The sequence below is a fragment of the Dysosmobacter segnis genome (genome assembly GCF_014297285.1).
In the GTDB taxonomy this organism is placed as follows: Bacteria; Bacillota; Clostridia; order Oscillospirales; family Oscillospiraceae; genus Oscillibacter; species Oscillibacter segnis.
The window spans coordinates 266,930-291,508 of record NZ_JACOQI010000001.1 but is presented as its reverse complement, the minus strand read 5'-3'; the positions used below and the strand labels follow the sequence as shown (position 1 = coordinate 291,508).

Sequence of the window (24,579 nt, the reverse complement as noted above, 5' to 3'; positions counted from 1 at the left end):
TTTACTTTTATGTTGCTTTATCAAGAGTGAAAATGCTTAGAAATTCGGTGCCCACTGAAAATACGTCAAAAGTGAAGGAATGCCATATTCGTGATGATCGGAAATCACCAGTAAGCACCCAAGCTCGGGCGATTGTCCTGTCTGGAACAGTTTTTATGCTCCGTCAATCCATCACCAAACGGCCCTCCGGCTTGCGACAGAGGTACTGATTGACTGTCAGGTGATAGTTGCTACGCATTTAATTGCTTTAGTCCGCCATGCCATACCCAAACACGGTTCCAAGAGGATAATTCATCCGCAAGTCCAAATCAAAACTCTTGAGAAGGAACAATAAATCATGCACTCCGCCAAATTGAGCAAGTTCTTCTTGCATCACAATATGTCCCTGACGTTCCATGCGGCGATCCAAATCTTCAATTTTACTGCGTAAATCATGATATAAACTATACAGAATTGCGTCATGGTAGTAAGTCGGGTAAATTTCAAGCACAAACTCATGCATGTGAATCATCTCATGCAGAATCACATAGTCATCGTCTATATGACGCGGATCGACCTTGAGGGAATAATTCGCTTTATTAAAGCAAGCCATATAAGGCGGCGTCATCTCTCTGACGCGGTAATAGAAGCTGTTATAATTAAAATTGTGGAGTCCAACAGGCAAAACTGCGGTAGGAGCGATCTCATTTCCGTTGTCATCCGATATTTTACACTCCAGGAAAGGATATGTAATCGTCCCCGGCGTAAACAGCATATCTTCAAAAAAATCACTAAACTGTATAACTTTTTCCCACAATTTGCGGTCGAGGTCTGTCACCTTAGTTTGTCTCAAACGCCGCTCATCAAGCAGAAAATATTCTGCCCTTTCCTGCTTATTCCGAAATCCTGCATCTTTGTTGCTCAGCGATCTGCTCATAAGAATTCTCCTTTTCATAGCATTTAATAAAAAATCCGATTAGATTGGACCTGTCCTGAAATATTCCTACACAATTTATTATATAAACTGTATTTTTTAGTTGTCAATGCTGCCCTATACTATTTCTTTGGATTGGGTGTACCATAAGGGGCTACACAATGCTAAAAAAAAGACGTGTGCGGGCAACCCACACACGTCTGTAAGACTATTAAGTTCAGGGAAAGTTCAGTGCATCATGTACCCGGCAGAAAACCAATGTTAGGTGTTCTATAACCAGGAAGCCAATCAAACAATCCCATATCTATTCCTCCATCTCGCAAAGTGATTATACATTGCTAAAATAACACCTTGCATAATAAGATTCACTTTTGTACATTGCCTATTAATTTCTTCAATTTGTAATTTGAGCTGATTGCGCTTATCAAAGGCTTCATCAATTTTATAAGAAAGTCGAATGTTCGAAACAAGTCCGCCAAAAACTGCTAAACCGACCCCAATTCCACCAAATAGCGCGGTCGTAAAAAAAGCGGTTCCTGTTTTGCTCCAAAATTGATTGTAATATTCAAAATTTGATTGACACGATACCACTGCATTATCAACTTCGGATAATTTTTGGGTGAGAGTAATATCTCCGCCCATTTCTGTATGCTTGATATTGGACATAACTTGCGTAAACTCTGGAAGGACAGACAAATATGCGTTTGTACGCGCATCATCGAACTTTTCCATCGATACAGAATAAGTTTCTTTACAAGATGCTATTGCAGAGTTTGCATCTTCTGTCATCTTCTGCATATCGGCATTAATAGCATTCAATTCATCTTTAGATTCTTGAACGACCTCGTGAGCTGCTGCTGTAGCTGCCGCCCCAACAAATAGACCTGCCGCACTTGCAGCAGCACTCCCTAACACAATTAATACTGGTATCATTTTTAAACCTCCTTTAATTTTGTACAAAAGTAATAATTCATGTCTATATACTCCTCATAACTCATTAAACTTGCAAATGCGCTATACATCTTATCAACGTTGCATATATCTGGCCGCTGGTCATAAATAGTGCATAAATTGGTTTGTGAGTCATAAAATTTACATTTCCCAGTTCCGTCATCTAATCCGGGATCAATCACAAGAGCTGGCAATTTTTCACAGCATTTTCCACATTTATCACAGAAGAATCTTTTCATGTCATACCTCTACTTGTCCTAACATAATCGCCCTGACTTCTCAGCCACATTTCAATGCCCTTGCCAAACACCTCCGCTGAGATCGTCCAGCCATCAGCATCTTCGCTGATGACCTTAGCGGTAGGGAGGCGGTCAAGTACCGCTTCCAGAGACGGTCCAGTGTAACGGAACTTGATCCGTTCCAGCTTGCCGCCGTACATGAACTGTACCCGTTTACGGAACTCGCCCTCCTCAAATCGCCCGGCATAAGGAACATGAAAATGCTCGTCCAAGACCTTAAAACTGCGGATACGGTCAAGCCGATAAATCGTAGGAAAGAGGTCATCCGGGTTTTCAAAATTATCTTTGTTTTCAAGGAAAGCAGTCAGATAGAAGTAATACTCAGAAAACATGATTCCGACCGGCTGTACTCTCCGAGTCACCAGTTTCGGTGCTTTCATGCGCTCGTACTCAATCTCCATGACCCGCTGTTCTTTCACAGCCTGTCCGATCTCCCATAAACCGTTCAAAATGCTCTTGCCGTGATGTGGTTCAATATAGTGCAGCTTTTCATTACCTATCAGCAGCTTTACTGCTTGGCGCTGCTCCGGGGGAACAGCGCAGTCTACCAGCTTGTCCAAAATCGGCAGCATTTCATCCCGCCGCATGGAGCGGCTTTCCAACAGAATTTTGCAGACAGCCAAAATCTCGCTGTTCGTTAAGCCGGATGGAACGCTGCTCACCATTCGATAGCCGCCGTGTCTACGGTCATAGATGATCTCCTGCGACAATCCTTTTTCCATCAGGAAGCACCGCAGAGACTCCATATCCCGTTGGATACTCCGTGTTGTGACGCCATACTCGCTGGCAAGGTCTTGCTTGTTCAGCGTCTGTCCGGATATGAACCTCGCATAGAGGTCTAATAAGCGGGCCGACTTTGCCTCGGCAGACTGCTGTTCCAAGGTCATTCACCCTCCCCATTGCACTTTTACTTAGTTTTTTATATCTGTTAAATATAATAATATGATTGTAAAATCATGTCAACTGCTGTCGCCATCGATTACCATATTACCGAGGTGACGGTATGAATAGCAAATTCGAGATGGAATATCTGCAAGTGGGTCTTAAAATTGCATATTATCGAAAGCTGCGTGGTTTGACACAGGAAGAACTTGCAGAGCGAATCGACCGTACCCCGGCATTTATCGGTCATGTAGAAGCGCCCAACATCAAGAAAGCTGTTTCTCTGGATACGCTCTTTGCGATTTCGTCCGTACTGGATGTTCCTGCCTATAAGTTTCTCATGTTTGATGATTGATCCTCCGCTCCGGCACCCATGCGAAGATACAGCGTCCACAACCGCCTTTTCGGGAGCGGCCCGGGCGGAGAATTTACCCGGTATTTTTCCCCGCGCAATCGCGCGTAGGCATGGGGCCGAAGTTTCTTGGAGGTTAGCTTCAGTATAGCAAGTCATGTGGACACTCAATGTCACTTTGCGAAAAAACTCAAAATTTTTAGAAAATCGTGTCGAAATTTGAACAAGATAGTTAGAAAGGACTTGATGGAAATGCCATCAAGTCCTTTTTTGTTGGCCAAAACCGTAAAAGTACCGGATTTCAATTAGATACTATCATAATGGCACCGGAGACGCTTCGGCGATCTTACGTATCATAGGGCAGCGGATCGCAGGGCGTTTTCGGTGAAATTTTGTGAAAGAAGGTATTTGAAAATGGCAGCCAATGTCGAGACGATGATGTATGTGCGGGAGAAACCGTGGCACGGTCTGGGAGTGGAGGTATCCGAAGCGCCTAACAGTGAGGATGCTTTGCGCTTTGCGGGATTGGATTGGAATGTCCGTCAGGAAAACGTGTTCAATTCCAGAGGCGGCATCATCAAGGGCTTCAAAGCCAACGTGCGGGACAGCGATGACAGCGTGCTGGGTGTGGTGGGAGATCGTTACAAGGTGGTGCAGAACCGGGACGCTTTCAAGTTTACGGACGGCCTCATCGGTGGGGATGTCCGCTACGAAACCGCCGGTTCTCTCCGGGACGGCAAGCAGATCTGGCTTCTGGCGAAGCTGCCGGAGCAGCAGATCGCCGGTGATGCCGTAGAACCCTATCTCTGCTTTACCAACGCCCATGATGGCAGCAGCGGCGTCCGGGTCTGCATGACGCCGGTGCGGGTGGTTTGCAATAATACTCTGAACGTGGCGCTGGCAACCGCCAAGCGCACCTGGTCTATGCGACATACGGAAAATGTGCATGAGCGCCTGAACGAAGCACGGGACTGCCTGTTCCGCGCAGAGGATTATATGGACGGACTGGCGCAGTATGCGGATATGGCGGCCAATAAGACCGTTCAGGATGATGAGATCCGGGAAATCCTGAATGAACTCTTTCCTGTTACGGACAAAACCTCCGAGCGGGAAAAGGCTACCATTGATAAGATCAAAGACGAGTTTATGATCTGTTACTTCGCCCCGGACATCAGGAGGTTCCGGGGGACTGCTTGGGGTGCGATCAACGCTATCAGCGATCTTGTGACACACAGTATGCCCCACCGGAATACGAAAACCTATCAGGAAAATACTTGGAACAAGGTAATGAGCGGCCATGTCCTGTTGGACAGGATGGCCGCTCTTTGCATGAAATAAAGGAGGGGACGCACTATGCGAGGAATCCAGAGAGTATCTACCAAAGGCATGAGCCGGGAAGAATGGCTCATGCGGCGCAGAAAAACGATCGGCGGCTCTGATGCTGCCGGGATTGTGGGCTTGTCCAGATGGACAAGCCCTTTTTCTGTCTGGGCAGATAAAACCGGACGGGCAGCGGAGAAAGAGGACACCGAAGCCATGCGGCAGGGACGGGATTTGGAGGACTATGTGGCCCGCCGCTGGATGGAGGAAACCGGCAAGCGGGTCTACCGTCTGCCTGCCATGCTGTATCATCCGAAGTATCCCTTTGCACACGCTGACGTAGACCGGATGGTCATGGGCGAAAACGCAGGCTTGGAGTGTAAAACCACCTTTTCCTTAGACCTGAAACAATTTAACGGCGTGGAGTTCCCGGTGCAGTATTACGCGCAGTGCGTTCACTATCTGGCAGTGACTGGGGCAGACCGTTGGTATCTGGCGGTTCTGGCCTATGGCCGGGGGTTCTTTGCCTTTGTTCTGGAACGTGATCAGGCGGAAATTGACGCGCTCATGGCTGCCGAGGCAGACTTCTGGAAGCTGGTGGAACAGGATACGCCCCCGAACGCAGATGGTTCCGAAGCAACTTCCGCAGCGCTGCGGGAGATCTTCCCCATCAGCGAGCAGACCACCGCAGACCTGTTCGGGCGGGATACCGTTCTGCGGGAGTATATGCGGCTGAAGGAGGATAAAAAGGCGTTGGATACCCGGATCGGAGAAATTGAGAATACCATCAAGGCAGACATGGGCGAAGCGGAAAGCGGCCTCTGCGGCAGCTTCCATATCAGTTGGAAGTCACAGTCAAGGCGGACTTTTCAGGCAAAGGAGTTTGCCAAGGACCACCCCAGCATTGATTTGGCCCCCTATTACAAAAATACAAGCCTCCGTCCCTTTAAGGTGACAGAGACACGAGAGGCAGGTTAAAAATGATGAGTAATGATATGATCCAGAAAGCCACGGCGCAGCCTGCGGCAAAAGCGGACGCAAAAACGTCCATGCAAGCCTACATCAAGCAGATGCAGGGGGAGATCAAAAAGGCCCTCCCGGCAGTCATGACCCCGGAACGCTTTACCCGCATTGTGCTTTCAGCCCTTTCCACCAATCCCAAGCTGGGTCAGACTACTCCGCAGTCTTTTCTTGCCGCTATGATGACAGCGGCCCAGCTTGGCATGGAGCCAAACACGCCTTTGGGACAGGCGTATCTGATCCCATTTTATAATAATAAGACTCATTGCAGCGAGTGCCAATTCCAGTTGGGCTACAAGGGCTTAATTGATCTGGCCTATCGCAGCGGAGAGGTCAGCATCATTCAGGCGCAGGTGGTCTATGAACATGATAGCTTCAACTATTCCTTTGGCTTGGAACCGGTGCTGAAGCACATTCCCGCTGCCTCTGACCGTGGGGAGTCAACCTATGTCTATGCTATGTTCCGCACCAAGGAGGGTGGTTTCGGTTTTGATGTAATGAGCATGGATGCTGTCCGCACCTTTGCACAGCAGTACAGCAAGTCTTTTTCTTCCGGCCCGTGGCAGACAAATTTTGAAGAAATGGCGAAAAAGACAGTTTTAAAGAAAGTCCTGAAATATGCCCCTCTAAAATCGGACTTTCAGCGGGGCTTGGCCTTGGATGGCACCATCAAAACGGATGTCGGGGAAGATATGTATGCTGTTCCCGGCACGGTGCTGGAAGTGGACAGCGAGACAGGCGAAGTCACAGAGGTTGGGCCGGATGTATGAGAAAATTTCCTAAAAGGACACAGGCTGTCTACCGCAACTGCTATGGTATGGATAGGAAGGGGTGTCAGCGTTGAATTTGCCAGTACAAGTAGATCAGAAACAGCTTATGGATGTGCTGCTGAATGTGGCAACTGTTCGCCCGGTATTTATCTGGGGCGCTCCCGGTATTGGAAAATCTGCCATTGTACGGCAGTTTGCGGCAGATGTGGGATTGGAGTGCGTTTCTCTGCTGGGCAGTCAGTTAGCCCCGGAGGATATCATCGGCGTGCCGCAGATCGTAGAGGGGCGCAGCGTATTTTGCCCGCCCCGGAGCATTGCAAGAGAGGAACCGTACTGTCTGTTTCTGGATGAACTGAATGCCTGTTCTCATGAAGTGCAGAAAGCGTTTTATTCATTGATTCTGGAACGCCGCATCGGGGAATACCATCTGCCGGAGGGGTCTATCGTCATCGGTGCGGGCAACCGGGCGCAGGATAATGCCATCACCCGGCCCATGTCCTCGGCGCTGGTGAACCGGATGTTTCATGTGGAGCTGACTGCCAACAGCCGTGTCTGGCTGGAATGGGCGGCGCAGAAAGGTATTCACCGGTTTGTCTATGATTACATCTGCTCCCGCCCGGATCATCTGTGGGCACAGCCGCCCAAGACGGAGGAACCTTTCTCCACACCCCGAAGCTGGGAAATGCTCAGCGATATTCTGCACAGCTACGGAGAGAACATCCCGGAAAGTACCTTATCTCTGTGCGCTTATGGCTGTCTCACTGCCGCTCACGCTACACAATTTGTAGCCTATGTCCGGCAAGTCCGCAGCAAGTATTCCTTGAAGAAAATTCTGGATGGGACGCAGAAATGGCCCAATAAGCCGGAGGAACGGGATGTGCTGTATTTCCTCGCTCAGAGTTTTCGCAGTCAGCTGATCAAGGAACTTCCGGAATCCCGCAGCAAGCTGAGCGGGGAAAGTCTTGCATTGGCATTCCGGGCCAAGGAACTGCTGATCGAGTTGGCGGAAATCAGTCTGGAAATTGCCCAAATGTCGATCACGCCGGAGGACAGGACAGACCTGCCAAACTGGTTTGTTGTGGAGGCCGCTAAGGACATTCCAAATCTACTTAAAAAGCGGAAGTGAGCTATGAAGTACCAAAAGCAATCCGGTCAGGGGAATGTCATAGACGCTGCTCTTGCAAAGATCGGGGCTTCTCCGCTGGTGGGTCTGGCGGAGGAGATTCCCTACATCCATACAGATAACAGCTGTCCCATGTCAAAGGATGATTGGGGGTATGTCACCAGCTCCGGACATATCTTCCTGAACCCGCGCAAGGATGGGACGATTGGGGAATGGACGTATGTGCTTGCACATCTCATGCTGCACTTAGGATTGGGACACTTGCAGGAAGATCGTATCCATGATTCCGTATGGCAGCAGGCGTGTGACATTGCGGTGACACGGTTTTTACTGGACGGTAGAATCGGAACGCCGCCGATGGATGTCAGCGGTATTCTGAATACTGCTGCCGCAGATGAAGAAAAGCTGTATCGTCAGCTTCTTACGGAGCCAAATAAGCAGCCACAAACAAGTTTAAGTCTCATGTCACACGGTAGGCCAGATATGGTCTGGGATGGGGTGAGCCGCTTCCGTGACTTTGAAGCCGCCTTTGCCGATTCCCTCAGACGGTCCCTACGGAAATCCATTCAGTTAGCCGGTGGGATGACGAAAGCGGAGCAGAAAGCACGAAAAAATAACAACACTGGCTACCACAGAGCGAAAGAGTGGTTTGTCAGCAGCTACCCGTTGTTGGGGGCCGTTGCCGCCGGATTTCAACTGGTGGATGATCTGGCCGTTGTCCAGCGGATGCGTGTCCCCATTGCGGCGGTCAATGCACGTTTACAGGAACTTTACGTCAATCCCGGTTGTCGGCTGTCTTTTGAGGAATGGAAGTTTGTCCTCGCACACGAATTTCTCCACGCTGCCCTGCGGCATGATGTACGGCGGGAAGGACGTGACCCTATTTTATGGAATGTGGCCTGCGACTACATCATCAACGGCTGGCTGGTGGAAATGAACGTGGGGCAAATGCCGGAAGGGTTGCTGTACGATGAACACTTTAAAGGAATGTCCGCAGAAACGGTCTATGACAAACTGTGCGAGAATATCCGCTACTACATGAGCCTTGACCCCAAGGACATTATTTATAGCAGCGACAACGATTGGGAAACGCAGAACGGTGCGGAGGTCGATTCCTTTTACCGTTCCGCAATTCAACGTGGCTTGGACTACCACCAACAGCATAACCAGGGGACGCTGCCCGGTGACTTTATGGAAGAAGTCCGGGCCATTCAGCAGCCGCCGATCCCGTGGGATGTGCAGCTTGCCCGCTGGTTTGATGAACAATTTCAGCCGTTGGAACCTCGGAGAACTTATGCCCGATTAAGCAGGCGGCAGAGTGCGACACCGGACATTCCCCGTCCGGCGTGGTTTCTCCCCGAGGATCAGACAGAGCAGCGGATCTTCGGTGTTCTGCTGGATACATCCGGTTCTATGGAACGTGGGTTATTGGCTGCGGCATTGGGTTCTATCGCCAGCTATGCGGAATCACGGGACGTACATCATGTCCGGGTGGTATTCTGCGACGCTGCCGCCTACGATCAAGGGATCATGGCCCCGGATGAAATTGCCGGAATGGTGAAAGTGCGGGGGCGAGGTGGAACAAAGCTGCAACCGGGAATTGACCTTCTGGATGAGGATACTGCTTTTCCGAGAGAAGCACCCCTGCTCATTATTACAGATGGGGCCTGTGACCGGCTAAACCTCCGTGAACGCACCCATGCTTTCCTGATCCCTGCCGGAAACAGGCTGCCCTTTACACCCCACGGGCCGGTGTTCCGGCTGAAATAAACAACACTATCTGCTGCGGCTCCGGGGCATACCGGGGCCGCTTTTATTAGGAGGATGAACTATGAGAAAAAACGCAAATGAGATCATCTTTGACGAAATCATCGTACTTGGCACACCGGCCCTGTTTACCGACTGGCGTGTGGACAGGGCCAGCGTTCCCACAGATATGAAGATGTATGAAGTCCGCCATGCGGACGAGGATTGGGGTGATCCCTGCCAGTTAGCACGGGGTATCTTTGTTGACTTCTACGGAACTATTTTGACTTTACAGCCTTTACTGCTGAATGACTGCGGCTACTTGGACTTCGACAGCAGCAAGGATTGGGGTTATGTAGACAATGACCCTTGTGCCACGATTGCGGAGTTCCGCAGCAAATACGCCGGGAAGGAGGAATAAACCATGCACAGCACAATTTATGAATTTTCAGAGCAGCCGATTTCAGAGAGCCGGAGGGCTACCATAGACAGTCTGCCGGAATGGTTTTTCCAGACTGTGGCCGACTCGGCAGCGGATACGGACGAAATTACGAGAGCAGTCCAAATCCGTTGTTTGGAACAGCACTTTGGCGACCTTTGTATAAGGGACGGAGATCAGCTGCGCCTCGTCCACGATTTCAAGGCGCGATATTTCCGAAACAGTTATCCCTATTTTATGGCGGCAGTACGGGCTTTGGCAAAGGCGTCCTACGATATGTTCAGCGGCATTATGCCTGCCCCAGCTTTCCATGCGGCGCTCAATAGCGTCACGGAAAGCTACGCAGACCGCTTCGGCTTCTACGTCTATGACTCTGACCACGCCGAACTGCTTCCTATGGATGCCTGGCTGCGGACGGCGGATTTATCAAAGCCTTACTACATGGGTAGCGTAATGGATTACCATAGTCGGATGAACCTCAACTACAACTCTGTGACGAGCCATAGTTGTGGGGAATCATCTGTGTCATAAACGTTTAAAACGGGATGGAGAAATTTATCCATCCCGTTTTATTTAATATGTGTGGACATATTTGCTCACTGCTTGGTCGCTAATCGGCCACAAGTTAATTCCATAGTACCGCAATACAGATTTTGCATATGCGATATAGGCAGAATAATCAGTTTTACTGCCCGAATATTTCTTGCCATTCACAAGCGAAACTGTGGACATTGCGAAGTGGATATGCGGCTCTCGCGGCTTATCCAGATGCACGCCCCAAACAACCTGATAGTTTCCCTTATAGTATTCGGCAAGAAGCGCTCCCATAGTCCAGAGTAATTGATCCATGGCGCCCCCCACATTCGAAGATGCTCGTTCAATCTCGCTGGGAGTAAAACCTATAATCCAATGTCGGATGCGGACTCCGCTATCCTTATGATAAAGCCTTTGGAGCAATTCCATCTCTCGCACCGCATTGGTAGGTGATACTCCCCACCCGCCAATATAACCTTGCGTCTTATCAGGGTTCAAGACATACGAAACTACTGCTTCGATTGCCAGAGCATCTTTATACTTTTCGTCATAGCAACTGTCAGCAGGGTTTTTACAAATAACTTTCAAGGTAGCCATATTAAGCCATTCTTTCTATCAATGCCATAGTATCATCACGCCATTGAAATACATCTTCCTTTAATTGGGGCAACTCTTTTGCCCTCTGGGTAGTGTCATACAGACGCCCTAAACGGCCCATCAAATCGGTAAGATGTCTCGCTCCCCCTACCCCATTATCACAGCCACACCTGATCAAATATTGGTTTAAGCTTAGATGCGATTCCAGTGCCTTGTGTTCGATGATAGCATAATCGTTCTCAGGAATGCGAAGTGTAATTTTTTTCGTTCCCATGTTTTTCCTCCTATGTGACGTCATAGAACCGTCCCCTTTATATTTTATGGTTCGCAAGGGGAAGGGCGATGCCGCCACTTCCCCATTGGGTCCCCATTACTGTAATGTTATGTCTGATTACAAAGTTACATTGCAGATTGCCAGACACGGATGAGTCCCCCCTGACATTTACTATAGTTGACAAGCGTTATTTCACTTTGCGGTCATGTTTTTTCCAAAAAGTTGTACCGCTGGAATTAGATTTTTCCCTTGTACTTCCGTTAAAATTAGTCCAACAGTTAGTATTAAAATCTAATTTTTAAACGGAGGAAAATAACATGTCCGCAACGCCCTATGGTCCCCTCATCGACCCAATTCAGCCCGTCATGGCACCGGTTCCAAACATCGATCCCCATCTCTATTATGCTACCGAAACCATTCGGAAAATACAGGAACAATATGACCGCTTGAAATATCAGCTATCGCAAAAAAACCTGCGCGAATCTTCTCTGGTGCAGGCATACCGGCTGCAAGGCAATACATACTGGGCTCAACTTCCGAGTGGAGTGGTTCGTGAATTTACCGACTTCGTTTTTGAATATGTTCGGCTTTATTGTTTTGACCCATGCACCAACCAGGAAGCGTTGATTGAACTCAAGGTGAGCCACCATGATGCGTTTCAACTCACTGTGGATGATTTCTTGAATGATCGCAAGTTTTTGAATCATCTCCAATTGGCAGGGTGCAAGATCACCATGTACGGCCCAGTTTCAAAAATTGCTACGCTGCTACGTAGCATTGCAACACAACTCATGACTCGTGTTTGTGTGCCATTTTTTGCTGGCTGGTGTACCAGAGGCGGAAGCTGGGAATTTTTAGCCTTTAAGAATCTCGGAACATGTGCCAGAACCGCGCTCCCCGTTCATGCTTGTACAAAGCTGCCGCATGTGTTACCTGCTGCGGCCAAAATCGCTGTTGAACGCTTCACGGAGAATTTTAATGCAATAACGTATCTCCCTCTGCGGTTGGCAATTTTACTCTGGCAGCATATCGCATTTCTGAGCACAATATTGGCCGCAATGGGATGCCACGTTCACCATGCGTTATTCCTGGAACTACCAAGCGCACGTGTCGAGTCCCACCTGAAAAACATGTTATGTGAGGCCGCTAATCCAGTAATTTCTCTGGATATGTCCTCTACTGCATTTTTGCGTGAGATCGCATTCCACAAAGATCAGCCCCTTATTATCTATGAAGGTACAGTCAACGGAGCGGTTATTAAGAACAGTTCCGCCCTGTGTTTGGCTATCCGCCGAGGTGAACTTGATCTTTGCAATAAGGACGATATCCCTGTTTCGATTCCGCTCCGCACAGCGCCCATCATTCTCGGCAAAGAGGGTTCTTATTTGGCATGGCAGCCTGAGGTGATTTCACTCAAATTGGAAAATCTTGATTTTTCTGTTAAGAATTTGGGGAAATCCTCTCCTCAAATGGAATACTGGGCAGCATTTGCCGATTTTGCAATGGATAGCACTTCTGTTCTCCAATCTTTGTTAGAGGAAAGTATTTCAATTGCATTTGATATTGCTGATCAGTACGAATTCTCAGCAGAAACTGCTGAATTGATTAGCATCTTGATTGCGCTACATCGCTTTATCGAGATTTTCTACAAGCGCTTGAACTGCCCACCCTTGGCCAATCAATCTGATTGGTTGGACGGACTGGTGGAAATTCTCGACATCAATAGCGCACAGGCAACGGGTGAAGATGGATTGGCAGAAATTTTTATCGAAGTCGGGCGAAACATGCTCCGCAACAAGAGATTTTCGCTGTCTCCGATGGGGCAATGCACAACAGCGACGGATTCTCAAGGAACCGTTTATTTCGACCGCAACTACTTTGCGTTCGACAAGGCAGCTTTTGATCGTATTTGCAATGAAGCTGGATGTCCCCCCTCTGCTACAAAACAGAAACTAAAGGAAAAAGGAATTCTATCAGGTAAAACAGTCAATGCCCAATCATATTTGACCCGGATCGCCTGCTACAACGCATATGGACGGGTTCAAAGCATTCGCGTTTATAAGTTTAAGCGAGAGGTCTTTGAACGGCTTGGTGAGCCGCCACTAATTTGAGGAGGAGAATTATGGACTATAAACTTAATCTGGGGCATTCCTTAGACGGAATGTCCCTCCCTTGGGGAAATGCGAGCAATGGGCATATCGCCCTTCTCGGCCAATCTGGACGTGGCAAAAGCTACGCAATTAAACATTTTTTGAGCCAATTGCCAGAGCAAGGCGTACATGCCTACATTTTCGACTGCTCCGGCGATTTCAGAGAGAGCAGTATGCAGGAAATTCTAAAAAGTACCAGAATCAACATACTCGATGTTCGACAGCAAGCACGGGTTAACCCTTTTCGTTCACTACAACTTACCCCGTATTACACGGAGGAAGCAGGGGATACCGCAGCCAGATTGACGGAGGCTATCCTTGACGCCTATCGTTTTCGTGGTACTGCACAGCCGGTTCATTTGCGTCGTGCAATCAATCTGTTTATGCAAGCTTTTCCACATTCCACATCTTTTGCCAATCTGATTTCATTTATTGAGGCAGACTCCGAGCGGGCTGCAAAGATGGAACCATCTCTGGTTCGTTTGGAAGATCTTAGCCGATTGTTTTCCGGCGGTAATGGCTGTGATTGGCAATTTGACAAACCTGGTATTACCATTCTGCAATTTGATACAATTCCTGATCGTGCTTCTCAGTCTTTGATCACAGAACTGCTGTTATCTGACTTGTGGGCAGATAAATTGCAGGCATCGAAAGACACCTGCCCGGTGGTGGTCCTATTGGATGAATGCCAAAGATTTTCATTCAATGACTCCAGCATGTTGGTTAGAATCTTGCGTGAAGGGCGGAAATACCATGTCAACGGTTGGTTTGCCTCCCAGTGGATTGATAACAAGACTGCTGTGCAGGCATTGGAGCAAGCTGCGCTGCGAGGCTATTTTTACCCGGGGGATCGGCAGGTACATTCTCTCGCAAAAGTACTCTGTTCCGACACATCAAAAGTCCGTGAATACGAAACTCTAATTCGCAGACTCACCGTAGGTCAGTTTCTCTACACAGATGCAAGTGGTCATCTTCTTATTGATTGTGTACCAAGACTTTAACCACATTCCAAGATGTATTCTATGCTAAAAAATATGCTAATTTTTAAATGCAAATTCTCCAAAAGCGTACATCATAGCAATAATTTGGCTGTCAAGCATAAATTTTAGCATAAATAATAGCATTTGCGCTTGAGGTGTGGTAGGATAAATCAATGGAGGAAGCATTATGGATAAACAGCAAAGCGGTAGCAACGATTTCTGGCGTAAAGTCGATGAAACTCGGCAAGGCAGATACAAGATAAACTCCTCGCCTTTACGCCATGAGTTGTCTGAAAATTATAAATGGCTCAAGCAGTATTTGCTATGTGCAATTATCATGGGAAAATCCCCGTTCACATTTCTGGATTATAAAGGACATCCTATTATTCAAGAAATCTATGCAGTACGCCACCCGAATTTAAATAAGTTGAATTGCATCGCTGAAAAAGCAAACAAGCGATTCGAGGAACTGCATGATGCCAGTGAAAAGGACATCGCTGATGATCTCATTCTTTCCAAACTGAATAAAGACCTTGAATTTTTACTTCATTCATCCCCGTATCCGGTATTCTACTACAAATGGAACCCGGAAAACTATTTTACCTTATATGACATTCCTCTTTTAATGTATTTAAATAAACGTAGCGAGCAATCTAACAGACGTGAGATCACGGCCTTAAATTGTCCCGAGACATATCAACCAATATTGGATCGCAAATTTTCACATCTAAAAAAACACAGTGCTTTCGGTATTAGTGTCTCGGATCAGAACAGTTTAAATGACGGAATAAAGCTAATTGTTCCAACTTTTTGTGAGAAAGGAAGATTAGAGGCATATAAACGGTTTGTCATATGGGGGGACAAGGCCGAATACGTGCATATGCTCAAGTACTTTACACGAACGCTGCCTCCCCCTTGTGAAGTCCCGAAATTTGACCTTGACTTTACAGAAGAAGATGCTTGGTACTTTGAAATGTGTACTGGACTGTCTATAACTCTTGAAATCACGGTACTACTATCGGAATTAGGCATCAAGTGTGCTGCATCTGAGAGACCCGTAAAATTCAGAGAGGATTGTGCAGCAGGTGTTACCGCATCAGAACTGCAAAACACTATGAGTTGGGTTGACTGCCGAATTGAAATTATCAAGCGCTTATTAAAACTGTATCGAAATTTAATAATTCAATGTCCAGCAGTTCACTGGAGAGTCGCGTGTATACGAAATGTTATTCGACAGACAGATTATGACTGCCGAATCAAAGATTTATGCTGGGAACAACAGCTTCATGCCGCTTGCGATGAGGTCACTTCACCCGACTGGCAGCGGACCCCAGATGGTTGGTTTGAATTTGCCAAGGAACAGTTTGAAAAGTATCTCCTTGGGGATTTATCCCGGATCGGGCTTTACGATGAACATGCAACACTCTACACAACTCAAAAAACAATTGGACTTCATCTCTCTGGTAAACCCAGTGATTATCTTGCTTTTTCGAGCATTCATCCGAAAGACTTTATCTGTGCAGCCAAGGAAGCCGGGCATAAGTGGTTAACCGACGATATGCTCATTGATAGAATCCATATGCTGATAAAGGACAGAATTTCTGTTGATTCTTATACCTCGCGTTGGCAATCCCCTACATTATATTTTTACGGATGCATTCCCCGTGAAAATACTTTATTGGAGAGATTGAAATACGCATCTCCCCTGAGGCAAAAATCTACTGATAGTTTGGAAAAATTCCAAATAGCGAAAATTCGGAATACCAATCGCCACGAAGAGATGTTTGAGGTTGTTCATCGCACACTCTACGAAGATAGCACGAATGACTCTGGTTTTATACAGCCTACGATATTCTAATTATACTTTATATCCGCCATCCAGTCCGCTCCTGTGCGGGCTGGATTTTTCTCTATTTATTGCCCGTTGGAATACTGCTTGATTTCATCCTGTATGTTAAAATGGTCCTATCAAAAGCAGTTGTCTCTTCATCTTGGACTGACATTTGCAAATTCAAATTTCATAACAAATATTTATGTAAGGAGCTTTTTTATGAATGAACAAAATCTTGTAGCCTCCCCACCCCCCGTCTACACCGTAAAAGAAGTCAGTCAGTTGCTCCATACGAACCCGGCGTTCGTATATCGGCTCATCAACTTGGGGCTTTTGCCTGCGCTGAAGCTTGGCTCCATTCGGGTTCGCAAAGCGGCGCTGGATGAGTTCCTTCAGCGGTACGAGGGCCATGATCTCAGCGATCCGCTGAATATCAAAGAACTGGCAGTTGGGTAATGGCTACGGGCAGGTGTCAATATGGGCACCTGCCCCGTTTTTCAAAAGGAAAAGGAGCTAATATTTTGAGCGAATTAAGACTTAGAAAACGTGGTCCTTACTGGCAGTACAGTTTTGAGGGTGCTCGTATTGATGGTAAGCGACAGACCATCAGCAAAAGCGGATTCCGTACAAAAACGGAAGCTTCTGCCGCAGGTGCACAAGCTATGTCTGAGTACAATCGTGCCGGTGCAGTCTTTAAGCCCAGTGAAATCAGCGTTTCTGACTATCTGGACTTCTGGATGAAGGAATATTGTCAAAACAACTGCAAGCCCAGCACTATCAGCAACTATGATAAGAAAATCCGGCTACATATCAAGCCTGCCATTGGAAAATACCGGCTTGCGGCACTGTCTCCCGAAACTTTGCAAAAGCTAATAAACGATAAATTCAATCAGGGGTATAGCCGCAACACCTTAGCGGTGCTGAAAGGCATCCTGACTGGGAGTCTTTCCTATGCGGTTCAGCCGCTGAAATACATCCCATTCAGTCCTGCGGAGTATATAGACATTCCCTCTACTCGTGCAACGCCAAAAGTCAAAACCAGAAGTGCACCTCATGTGTACCTGTCCGCAGAGCAAATGGGGAAGTTATTCCAACGGTTCCCGGAGGGAAGCAGTTCTTATCTGCCTCTCTTGATTGGCTATAAGTGTGGTCTGCGTATTGCAGAAGCTTTTGCTTTGAAGTGGAAGGATATTGACCTGACCGCAAAAAAACTTACGGTTCGGCAGCAAATTCTATGGCAGGAAAAAGATAAGATTGCTGGTAGAGATTCGTATTGGTATTTCACAATGCCGAAATATGATAGCATCCGTACCATTGAACTATCGCAAGATGTTGTTAATGCCTTAGAGCGTGAAAAAGCACGTCAAGAACAAAATCGTGCAATCTGTGATGACCTCTACATCCGTTGGTTCTGTGATGATGTCGGACATCTTAACTGCAATGGGAATGGTGCAGAAATCCATTTGGTAATGGTCCGCCCGGATGGTTCCTATATCAATAGCCGCAATATGCAACACGTCAGCCATATCGCAAGGCATGAGCTGGGGATTCCAAAATTTGACTATCATAGTCTGCGGCATACCCATGCGACCATGCTGGCGGAAAGGGGTGCATCACCAAAATATGTACAGCACAGACTTGGCCACAAAAACATTCAGGTGACCATGCAAATCTACCAGCATTTAACCGATAAAATGTCAGAGGAAGGAGCTAAGCTTTTGGACACGCTTTGAAAATTTGGTTGACAAAATGTTGACAAAACAGTAAAAACACCCGTTTCTCTATGAAACGGGTGTTTTTGTTTATATCAAAAAAGTTCTTGTTTTTTTGCTATTTTCTGTAGTTTTCTATTACTTCTGGCTCTCCGCCACGGCGACGGCCACAGCCACAGTCGCGCCGACCATGGGGTTGTTGCCCATGCCCAGGAAGCCCATCATCTCCACGTGAGCGGGGACGGAGGAGGAACCGGCGAACTGGGCGTCAGAGTGCATACGGCCCATGGTGTCGGTCATGCCGTAGGAAGCGGGGCCAGCAGCCATGTTGTCGGGGTGCAGAGTACGGCCGGTGCCGCCGCCGGAGGCCACGGAGAAGTACTTCTTGCCCTGCTCGATGCACTCCTTCTTATAGGTACCGGCTACGGGGTGCTGGAACCGGGTGGGGTTGGTGGAGTTGCCGGTGATGGACACATCCACGCCCTCGTGGTGCATGACGGCTACGCCCTCGCGGACGTCATCGCAGCCGTAGCAGCGGACAGCGGCCCGCTCACCATCGGAATAGGCCACCTCCCGGACGGTCTTCAGCTCGCCGGTGTAGTAGTCAAACTGGGTCTGGACATAGGTGAAGCCGTTGATACGGCTGATGATCTGGGCGGCGTCCTTGCCCAGACCGTTCAGGATCACCCGCAGAGGCTCCTTCCGGGCCTTGTTGGCGTTGCGGACGATGCCGATGGCGCCCTCGGCGGCGGCGAAGGACTCGTGGCCCGCCAGGAAGGCGAAGCACTTGGTCTCATCCCGCAGCAGCATAGCGCCCAGATTGCCGTGGCCCAAGCCCACCTTGCGGTCCTCAGCCACAGAGCCGGGGATGCAGAAGGACTGGAGGCCGATGCCGATGGCCTCGGCGGCCTCGGCGGCGGTCTGAACATTCTTCTTCAGCGCGATGGCCGCGCCGACGCAGTAGGCCCAGCAGGCATTTTCAAAGCAGATAGGCTGGATGCCCTTCACGATCTCATAGGGATCAAAGCCGGCAGCCTTGCAGATCTCCCGGCACTCCTCCACACTGGAGATTCCGTACTGAGACAGGACGGAATTGATTTTCTCGATTCTTCTCTCGTAGCTTTCAAACAGAGCCATTTCCAATTCCTCCTTCTCTTATTCCTGACGGGGATCGATGTACTTGGCGGCGCTGTCCCACTGACCGTAGTGAGATTTGGCGCTCTCCAGTGCCTCGTTGGCGTCCACACCCTTCTTGACGGCTTCCATCATCTTGCCCAAGTTCACAAACTCATAGCCGATGATCTCGCTGTCCTTGTTCAGAGCCACGCGGGTGCAGTAGCCCTCTGCCATTTCCAGATAGCGGGGGCCCTTCTCCTTGGTGGCGAACATGGTGCCCACCTGAGAGCGCAGGCCCTTGCCCAGATCCTCCAGAGAAGCGCCCACAGGCAGGCCGCCCTCAGAGAAAGCCGTCTGGCTGCGGCCGTAGACGATCTGCAGGAACAGCTCCCGCATAGCGGTGTTGATGGCGTCGCACACCAGATCGGTGTTCAGTGCCTCCAGAAGGGTCTTGCCGATGAGGATCTCAGATGCCATAGCGGCGGAGTGGGTCATACCGGAGCAGCCGATGGTCTCCACCAGCGCCTCCTCGATGACGCCCTCCTTCACGTTCAGGGTCAGTTTGCAGGCGCCCTGCTGAGGAGCACACCAGCCGATGCCGTGGGTCAGACCGCTGATATCCTTGATTTCCTTGGCCTGAACCCACTTTCCTTCTTCAGGGATGGGGGCCGGTCCGTGATACGCGCCCTTGGCCACCGGGCACATACGCTGTACTTCGCTGGAATAGATCATTGTCCGCTCTCCTTTTCTATTCGTTCCGAATTTTGCCGGTTTTTCCAGAGCTGGCCCGGCATTTTGACGGTTTTTCGTTCATATTATATCGGCAAACGATTACTCTGTCAAGGGTCGTCACCATACCTTAAAAAAGAATATGGAATGCTTATGCTCTTCCGCCGCGATCCGGCAGGCAATAAAAACCGGGCTTCCGCTTATGCGGAAGCCCGGTCTGAAAAGCTTGTTGAGCTCTGACAGTTCTCTTACAGCAGGCCGCTGGCAGAGAAGATGGATGCGAACACCAGAGAAACAACGGTCATCAGCTTGATGAGGATGTTGATGGAGGGGCCGGAGGTATCCTTGAAGGGATCGCCCACGGTGTCGCCCACAACAGCGGCTTTATGAGCTTCGCTGCCCTTGCCGCCGTGGTTGCCGTCCTCGATATACTTCTTGGCGTTATCCCAAGCGCCGCCGGAGTTGGACATGAAGATGGCCATCAGGACGCCGGTGACCAGAGCGCCGGCCAGCATGCCGCCCAGAGCGCCGGTACCCAGCAGGAGGCCAACGGCCAAGGGAGCCAGAACAGCCATGACGCCGGGAACCAGCATCTCCTTCAGAGCAGCGGTGGTGGAGATGGCCACGCAGGACTTGTAGTCAGGCTTGCCGGTGCCTTCCATGATGCCGGGGATGGTGCGGAACTGACGGCGCACTTCCTCGATCATACTGTAAGCCGCCTTGGACACGGAGTCCATGGTCAGAGCGGAGAACACGAAGGGCAGCATACCGCCGATCAGCAGACCGATGGTCACGCGGGAATCCAGAATGTTGATGCCGGCATCACCGATGCCAACAGCCTGCGCATAGCTGACGAACAGAGCCAGAGCAGTCAGAGCGGCAGAGCCGATGGCGAAGCCCTTACCCATAGCAGCAGTGGTGTTGCCCACGGCGTCCAGCTTATCGGTGATCTCACGGACGCTGTGATCCAGGCCGCTCATCTCGGCGATACCGCCGGCGTTGTCGGCGATAGGGCCGTAAGCGTCCACAGCCACGGTGATACCGGTGGTGGACAGCATGCCGACAGCAGCCAGAGCGATGCCGTACAGACCGGCAACCTGATAGGAAACGAAAATACCAACGCAGATCAGCAGAATGGGCACGGCAGTGGACATCATGCCCACGGCGATGCCGCTGATGATGGTGGTAGCGGGGCCGGTCTCGGACTGCTGGGCGATCTTCTTCACGGAGTTATAATCGCCGGAGGTGTAGATCTCGGTGACGATACCGATGATCAGGCCAACGATCAGACCCGCGATGATGGCGATGGCCTGGGCCATACCGCCGAAGAACACATTGCTCAGAACCAGAGACAGGACCACCACGATGGCGGAGGAGACATAGGAGCCCATCTTCAGAGCCTTATGGGGGTTGGAATTCTCATCGCCCCGGACAAAGAAGCAGCCGATGATGGAAGCCACGATACCGGCGGCAGCCAGGATCAGGGGGAACAGAGCGCCGGCGCCGTTGAAGGTGCCGACCACAGCCACGCCCAAAGTCAGCGCAGACACCAGAGCGCCCACGTAGGACTCAAACAGGTCAGCGCCCATGCCGGCCACGTCGCCCACGTTGTCGCCCACGTTATCAGCGATCACGGCAGGGTTCCGGGGGTCATCTTCGGGGATACCGGCCTCGACCTTGCCCACCAGGTCAGCACCCACGTCGGCAGCCTTGGTGTAGATACCGCCGCCCACACGGGCAAACAGCGCGATGGAGGAAGCACCCAGAGAGAAGCCGGTGAGGATCTCCACGTTGCCGGTGAAGGCATAGATGGCGGCGCAGCCCAGCAGGCCCAGGCCAACCACGCACATACCCATGACGGAACCACCGGAGAAGGCGACGCCAAGAGCCTTGTTCATGCCGCTGGACTTAGCGGCGGCAGCGGTACGGACATTGGCCTTGGTAGCCACGTTCATACCCACATAACCGGCGCACACGGAGAAGATCGCGCCGATCAGGAAGCAAACAGCGGTGAGCCAGGTGATGAACAGGCCGATCAGCACGAACAGCACCGCCACGAAAATGACCAGGATCTTGTACTCCGCGAAGAGAAATGCCCGGGCGCCATCACTGATGTTTCCCGCGATCTCCTTCATCCGTTCCGTACCGGCGTCAGCCTTGGAGACCGCGGAGGTCTTCCATGCGGCAAACAGCAGAGCCAGAACCGCGCACAGCAAAACTACCCAAATGATGTTTTCCATTCCTTCCACTCCTTAAACGTTTTGTATAAAATTGAGTGTCTAACTTTGCTGTATCATTCTAACAACACCGCGCGTTTTTTTCAAGTAAATTTACCTAACGAGTGAATTACTTTAAATAAGTTTTACGTTTTGCCCAATTTTTTCCTTGAAAGCTTTTAAATTTTCGTCTTTATTTTTCATTTAACATTCATAAAATATGCGAATTATCAAATTTTTTTATATATATTAAGCCGTATTTTCTTTAAATACACATAAGAATGTGAATAATTTTTCGATTTTTTCTCAAACGTTTACGAAAAATTTCAGAAAAACGATTACGCGTAGTCGAAATTTTTGACACCCTCAAAAAGCATAAAAAAATCCACGCCCTCTCGGCGTGGTCCTTCCGGTTTTACCGTTCGCTGTGGCTCTGCTCCTGACCGTCAAAAATCAGGTCATCCACATCTGCCATGAACTTGTTCATCGTCATTGCACATCCCTCCTTTTCTCAATTTTCATCCTGATTATACGTCTGCATTTGAAGGTTTGCAAGGCAGTAATTGTGATTTTTTTGTAAACTCTGCGTCAAGTGCCTTCATCCGCGCCGGGGTGGGGCTTCCTCACACGCTCCGGAACTCCTGTTTCTTTTCCGCAAAATGAAGAAATTTGTTTACATTCCGGAGGGATATTACTATAATATAAAGATATTTCCCGACGGTACACCGCCAGGCAGCGTGCCGTCTACCTACACATCAGGAGGCGGTTATGCCGAATCTCAAGTCTCTTGAGTCCCTGCGCCGCCGGATCTGCACCATTATTGACATTGGTACGGCGGACGATCTCATCAGCCGCGCCTATGACATTTTCTACACCTTGGTCATTCTGGTAAACCTGATGGTCACCATTGCCTACACCTTCGACGAGGCAGAGGCCGCCTGCGGTCCGCTGCTGCTGCGGATCGAAGCTGCCACCGTGGCCTTCTTCGCAGTGGACTGCGCTTTGCGGATCTGGACTGCCAAGTACCACCATCCCAATCTGAAGGAATGGAAGGCCGTCTGCCGATACATTTTTTCCTTCTCAGGCATTGTGGACCTGCTGAGCTTTCTGCCTTACTACATGCCCTTTTTCTTCCCCTCCGGGGCCGTGGCCTTCCGGATGTTCCGGGTGGTGCGGATCTTCCGCCTGTTCCGGATCAACGCCTATTACGATTCCCTGAACGTCATTACTCAAGTCCTTACCAGCAAGGCCCAGCAGCTTCTCTCCTCCGTGTTTATCATTCTGGTGCTGATGACCGCCTCCAGTTTGTGTATGTACTCTCTGGAGCATGACGCGCAGCCCCAGGTGTTCTCCAACGCCTTTTCCGGCATCTGGTGGGCGGTATCCCCCCTGCTGACGGTGGGCTACGGAGATATTTACCCCATCACCACCCTTGGCAAGATCTTCGGCATTTTAATCACTTTCCTGGGCGTGGGCATGGTGGCGATCCCCACCGGTATCATTTCCGCCGGCTTCGTGGACCAGTATTCCCGCCTCAAGCGGATCAGCGAATACGGCACGGAGGCGGACATTCACTTCATCCGCATCCACCTGACCCCCCGGGACCGCTGGGCCAATGCCCCGCTGCGGGATCTGGGCCTGCCGGAGGGCGTCATCATCGCCGCCGTGCAGCGGGGACGGGACATCATTGTTCCCCGGGGCGATGTGGTGCTCCTTCCCGGTGACAATCTTGTGCTGGGAGCAGGCGTCTATGAGGATGACGTCCGCATCCAGCTAAAGGAGATCATCCTTCAGACACACCATCCCTGGGTGGGCCACCCGCTCCGGGATCTGGACATTTCCCGACAGACGGTCATCATCATGGTCCGCCGCCGGAACCGGACGCTGATCCCCAACGGCGGCCTGAAGCTGCTGGCGGGTGACAAGGTATTCCTCTATACGCAATCTCACCTGCCCCACGCGCAGGATATCCAAATCTGATCAATCATGCAAGGAGGCCCTCTATGGCTGACGATATGAGAACTCTGGGCTATATCTGCCCGAAATGCGGTGCGCAGGTAATGGGTGCCCGCTCCGCATTTGCGCTGGAAGCGTCTGATGCCGAGATCGAATGTTCCTGCGGCGGCAGCGTCCTGCGGACGAACTATGACGGCCAGAACTATCACATTCTGGTGCCTTGCGGCGTTTGCGGCCAGACCCACGAGGCCGTCTGTCCGCCGGAGCGGATGCTCCACGCTGCCACCGCCCTCAGCTGCCCGGACAGCAGGCAGTTCTGCTGCTTCATCGGCGATGAGGGCACGGTGGAACATCACCTCCGTGAGGCCAGCTTTGCCATCTCTAAGGAAAAGGCGCAGGAGAACAGCGGCGAGGCGGAGGCCTTTACCGACAATGTGATCATGTACGAATTCCTCTCGGAGCTCAAGGACATCGCCGCCCGGCCCAACGGCATCACCTGCAGCTGCGGCAGCCACGATTACAGCATGGAGATCCGCCGGGACGCGGTGGAGCTGACATGCCGGGACTGCGGCGCCCGCCTGCGGCTCAGCGCCGCCACCGACCGGGATCTGGACGATCTCTGCTGCCACATGAAGCTGGTCATTCCCGGCGGGAAGTGACCGTCTCCTT

Annotated in this window: 24 protein-coding genes; 15 read left to right on the top strand and 9 right to left on the bottom strand. The window is 50.1% G+C overall.

Going from position 1 to position 24,579, the window contains the following annotated elements; genetic code table 11:
- Positions 1-247: 247 nt before the first annotated feature.
- The 4 genes from H8Z83_RS01465 to H8Z83_RS01450 form a co-directional block, all read right to left on the bottom strand.
- Positions 248-916, bottom strand: coding sequence for a hypothetical protein (locus H8Z83_RS01465; RefSeq protein WP_187013410.1), 669 nt, complete (start codon positions 914-916; stop codon positions 248-250).
- A gap of 285 nt (positions 917-1,201) precedes the next feature.
- Positions 1,202-1,846 carry a hypothetical protein gene (locus tag H8Z83_RS01460; protein WP_187013409.1) on the bottom strand — a complete coding sequence of 215 codons (645 nt, stop codon included), beginning with the start codon at positions 1,844-1,846 and terminating at the stop codon, positions 1,202-1,204.
- 2 nt (positions 1,847-1,848) lie between these two features.
- A complete protein-coding gene (locus H8Z83_RS20110; protein ID WP_187013408.1) occupies positions 1,849-2,103 on the bottom strand; it encodes a YkgJ family cysteine cluster protein in 255 nt (84 codons plus the stop codon).
- On the bottom strand, positions 2,100-3,050 hold the full coding sequence (locus H8Z83_RS01450; RefSeq protein ID WP_187013407.1) for a helix-turn-helix transcriptional regulator: 951 nt from the start codon (positions 3,048-3,050) through the stop codon (positions 2,100-2,102). Before H8Z83_RS01450 ends, H8Z83_RS20110 begins: the two co-directional genes overlap by 4 nt.
- A gap of 116 nt (positions 3,051-3,166) precedes the next feature.
- Here H8Z83_RS01450 and H8Z83_RS01445 point away from each other — a divergent pair, with 116 nt between their 5' ends.
- The 8 genes from H8Z83_RS01445 (at position 3,167) to H8Z83_RS01410 (ending at position 10,346) form a co-directional block, all read left to right on the top strand.
- Positions 3,167-3,400, top strand: coding sequence for a helix-turn-helix domain-containing protein (locus tag H8Z83_RS01445; RefSeq protein ID WP_187013406.1), 234 nt, complete (start codon positions 3,167-3,169; stop codon positions 3,398-3,400).
- Between the two features lie 411 nt (positions 3,401-3,811).
- A complete protein-coding gene (locus tag H8Z83_RS01440) occupies positions 3,812-4,735 on the top strand; it encodes a DUF932 domain-containing protein (protein ID WP_187013405.1) in 924 nt (307 codons plus the stop codon).
- A 15-nt stretch (positions 4,736-4,750) separates the two neighbouring features.
- Positions 4,751-5,695: a YqaJ viral recombinase family nuclease gene (locus tag H8Z83_RS01435; protein ID WP_187013404.1), complete on the top strand. Its 945-nt coding sequence runs from the start codon at positions 4,751-4,753 to the stop codon at positions 5,693-5,695.
- A 2-nt stretch (positions 5,696-5,697) separates the two neighbouring features.
- The gene (locus tag H8Z83_RS01430; RefSeq protein ID WP_187013403.1) at positions 5,698-6,507 is read left to right on the top strand and encodes a recombinase RecT; all 810 of its coding nucleotides are present in this window, start codon (positions 5,698-5,700) and stop codon (positions 6,505-6,507) included.
- 70 nt (positions 6,508-6,577) lie between these two features.
- On the top strand, positions 6,578-7,633 hold the full coding sequence (locus H8Z83_RS01425; RefSeq protein WP_207731960.1) for an AAA family ATPase: 1,056 nt from the start codon (positions 6,578-6,580) through the stop codon (positions 7,631-7,633).
- 3 nt (positions 7,634-7,636) lie between these two features.
- Complete coding sequence (locus H8Z83_RS01420) at positions 7,637-9,400, top strand: vWA domain-containing protein (RefSeq protein ID WP_187013402.1); 1,764 nt, start codon at positions 7,637-7,639, stop codon at positions 9,398-9,400.
- A 61-nt stretch (positions 9,401-9,461) separates the two neighbouring features.
- Complete coding sequence (locus tag H8Z83_RS01415; RefSeq protein ID WP_187013401.1) at positions 9,462-9,797, top strand: LPD28 domain-containing protein; 336 nt, start codon at positions 9,462-9,464, stop codon at positions 9,795-9,797.
- A gap of 3 nt (positions 9,798-9,800) precedes the next feature.
- Entirely contained in the window at positions 9,801-10,346 is a 546-nt protein-coding gene (locus H8Z83_RS01410; RefSeq protein ID WP_187013400.1) for a hypothetical protein, read from the top strand.
- 42 nt (positions 10,347-10,388) lie between these two features.
- Here H8Z83_RS01410 and H8Z83_RS01405 read toward each other — a convergent pair whose 3' ends face one another.
- Entirely contained in the window at positions 10,389-10,946 is a 558-nt protein-coding gene (locus H8Z83_RS01405; RefSeq protein ID WP_187013399.1) for a relaxase/mobilization nuclease domain-containing protein, read from the bottom strand.
- 1 nt (position 10,947) lies between these two features.
- Positions 10,948-11,220, bottom strand: coding sequence for a plasmid mobilization protein (locus H8Z83_RS01400; RefSeq protein ID WP_187013398.1), 273 nt, complete (start codon positions 11,218-11,220; stop codon positions 10,948-10,950).
- A 317-nt stretch (positions 11,221-11,537) separates the two neighbouring features.
- Here H8Z83_RS01400 and H8Z83_RS01395 point away from each other — a divergent pair, with 317 nt between their 5' ends.
- From H8Z83_RS01395 to H8Z83_RS01375, 5 genes are all read left to right on the top strand, one after another.
- On the top strand, positions 11,538-13,331 hold the full coding sequence (locus H8Z83_RS01395) for a hypothetical protein (protein ID WP_187013397.1): 1,794 nt from the start codon (positions 11,538-11,540) through the stop codon (positions 13,329-13,331).
- A gap of 11 nt (positions 13,332-13,342) precedes the next feature.
- Positions 13,343-14,371, top strand: coding sequence for an ATP-binding protein (locus tag H8Z83_RS01390; RefSeq protein ID WP_187013396.1), 1,029 nt, complete (start codon positions 13,343-13,345; stop codon positions 14,369-14,371).
- Between the two features lie 166 nt (positions 14,372-14,537).
- Positions 14,538-16,208: a hypothetical protein gene (locus H8Z83_RS01385; protein WP_187013395.1), complete on the top strand. Its 1,671-nt coding sequence runs from the start codon at positions 14,538-14,540 to the stop codon at positions 16,206-16,208.
- Between the two features lie 192 nt (positions 16,209-16,400).
- Positions 16,401-16,637, top strand: a complete 237-nt coding sequence (locus H8Z83_RS01380) for a helix-turn-helix domain-containing protein (protein ID WP_187013394.1) — start codon at positions 16,401-16,403, stop codon at positions 16,635-16,637.
- A 65-nt stretch (positions 16,638-16,702) separates the two neighbouring features.
- On the top strand, positions 16,703-17,914 hold the full coding sequence (locus H8Z83_RS01375) for a site-specific integrase (protein WP_187013393.1): 1,212 nt from the start codon (positions 16,703-16,705) through the stop codon (positions 17,912-17,914).
- 117 nt (positions 17,915-18,031) lie between these two features.
- Here H8Z83_RS01375 and H8Z83_RS01370 read toward each other — a convergent pair whose 3' ends face one another.
- The 3 genes from H8Z83_RS01370 to H8Z83_RS01360 all read right to left on the bottom strand — a co-directional run bounded on the left by H8Z83_RS01370 (position 18,032) and on the right by H8Z83_RS01360 (position 21,978).
- On the bottom strand, positions 18,032-19,030 hold the full coding sequence (locus tag H8Z83_RS01370; protein WP_187013392.1) for a GGGtGRT protein: 999 nt from the start codon (positions 19,028-19,030) through the stop codon (positions 18,032-18,034).
- 18 nt (positions 19,031-19,048) lie between these two features.
- Positions 19,049-19,741 (bottom strand): iron-sulfur cluster assembly scaffold protein, encoded by a 693-nt coding sequence (locus tag H8Z83_RS01365; protein ID WP_187013391.1) that lies wholly within the window; start codon positions 19,739-19,741, stop codon positions 19,049-19,051.
- A gap of 245 nt (positions 19,742-19,986) precedes the next feature.
- On the bottom strand, positions 19,987-21,978 hold the full coding sequence (locus H8Z83_RS01360) for a sodium-translocating pyrophosphatase (RefSeq protein WP_187013390.1): 1,992 nt from the start codon (positions 21,976-21,978) through the stop codon (positions 19,987-19,989).
- A gap of 744 nt (positions 21,979-22,722) precedes the next feature.
- On the opposite strand from H8Z83_RS01360, the gene H8Z83_RS01355 reads away from it, so the two are divergent.
- Positions 22,723-23,934, top strand: coding sequence for an ion transporter (locus H8Z83_RS01355; RefSeq protein WP_187013389.1), 1,212 nt, complete (start codon positions 22,723-22,725; stop codon positions 23,932-23,934).
- A 23-nt stretch (positions 23,935-23,957) separates the two neighbouring features.
- Positions 23,958-24,569, top strand: a complete 612-nt coding sequence (locus H8Z83_RS01350; RefSeq protein ID WP_187013388.1) for a hypothetical protein — start codon at positions 23,958-23,960, stop codon at positions 24,567-24,569.
- Positions 24,570-24,579: the final 10 nt, after the last annotated feature.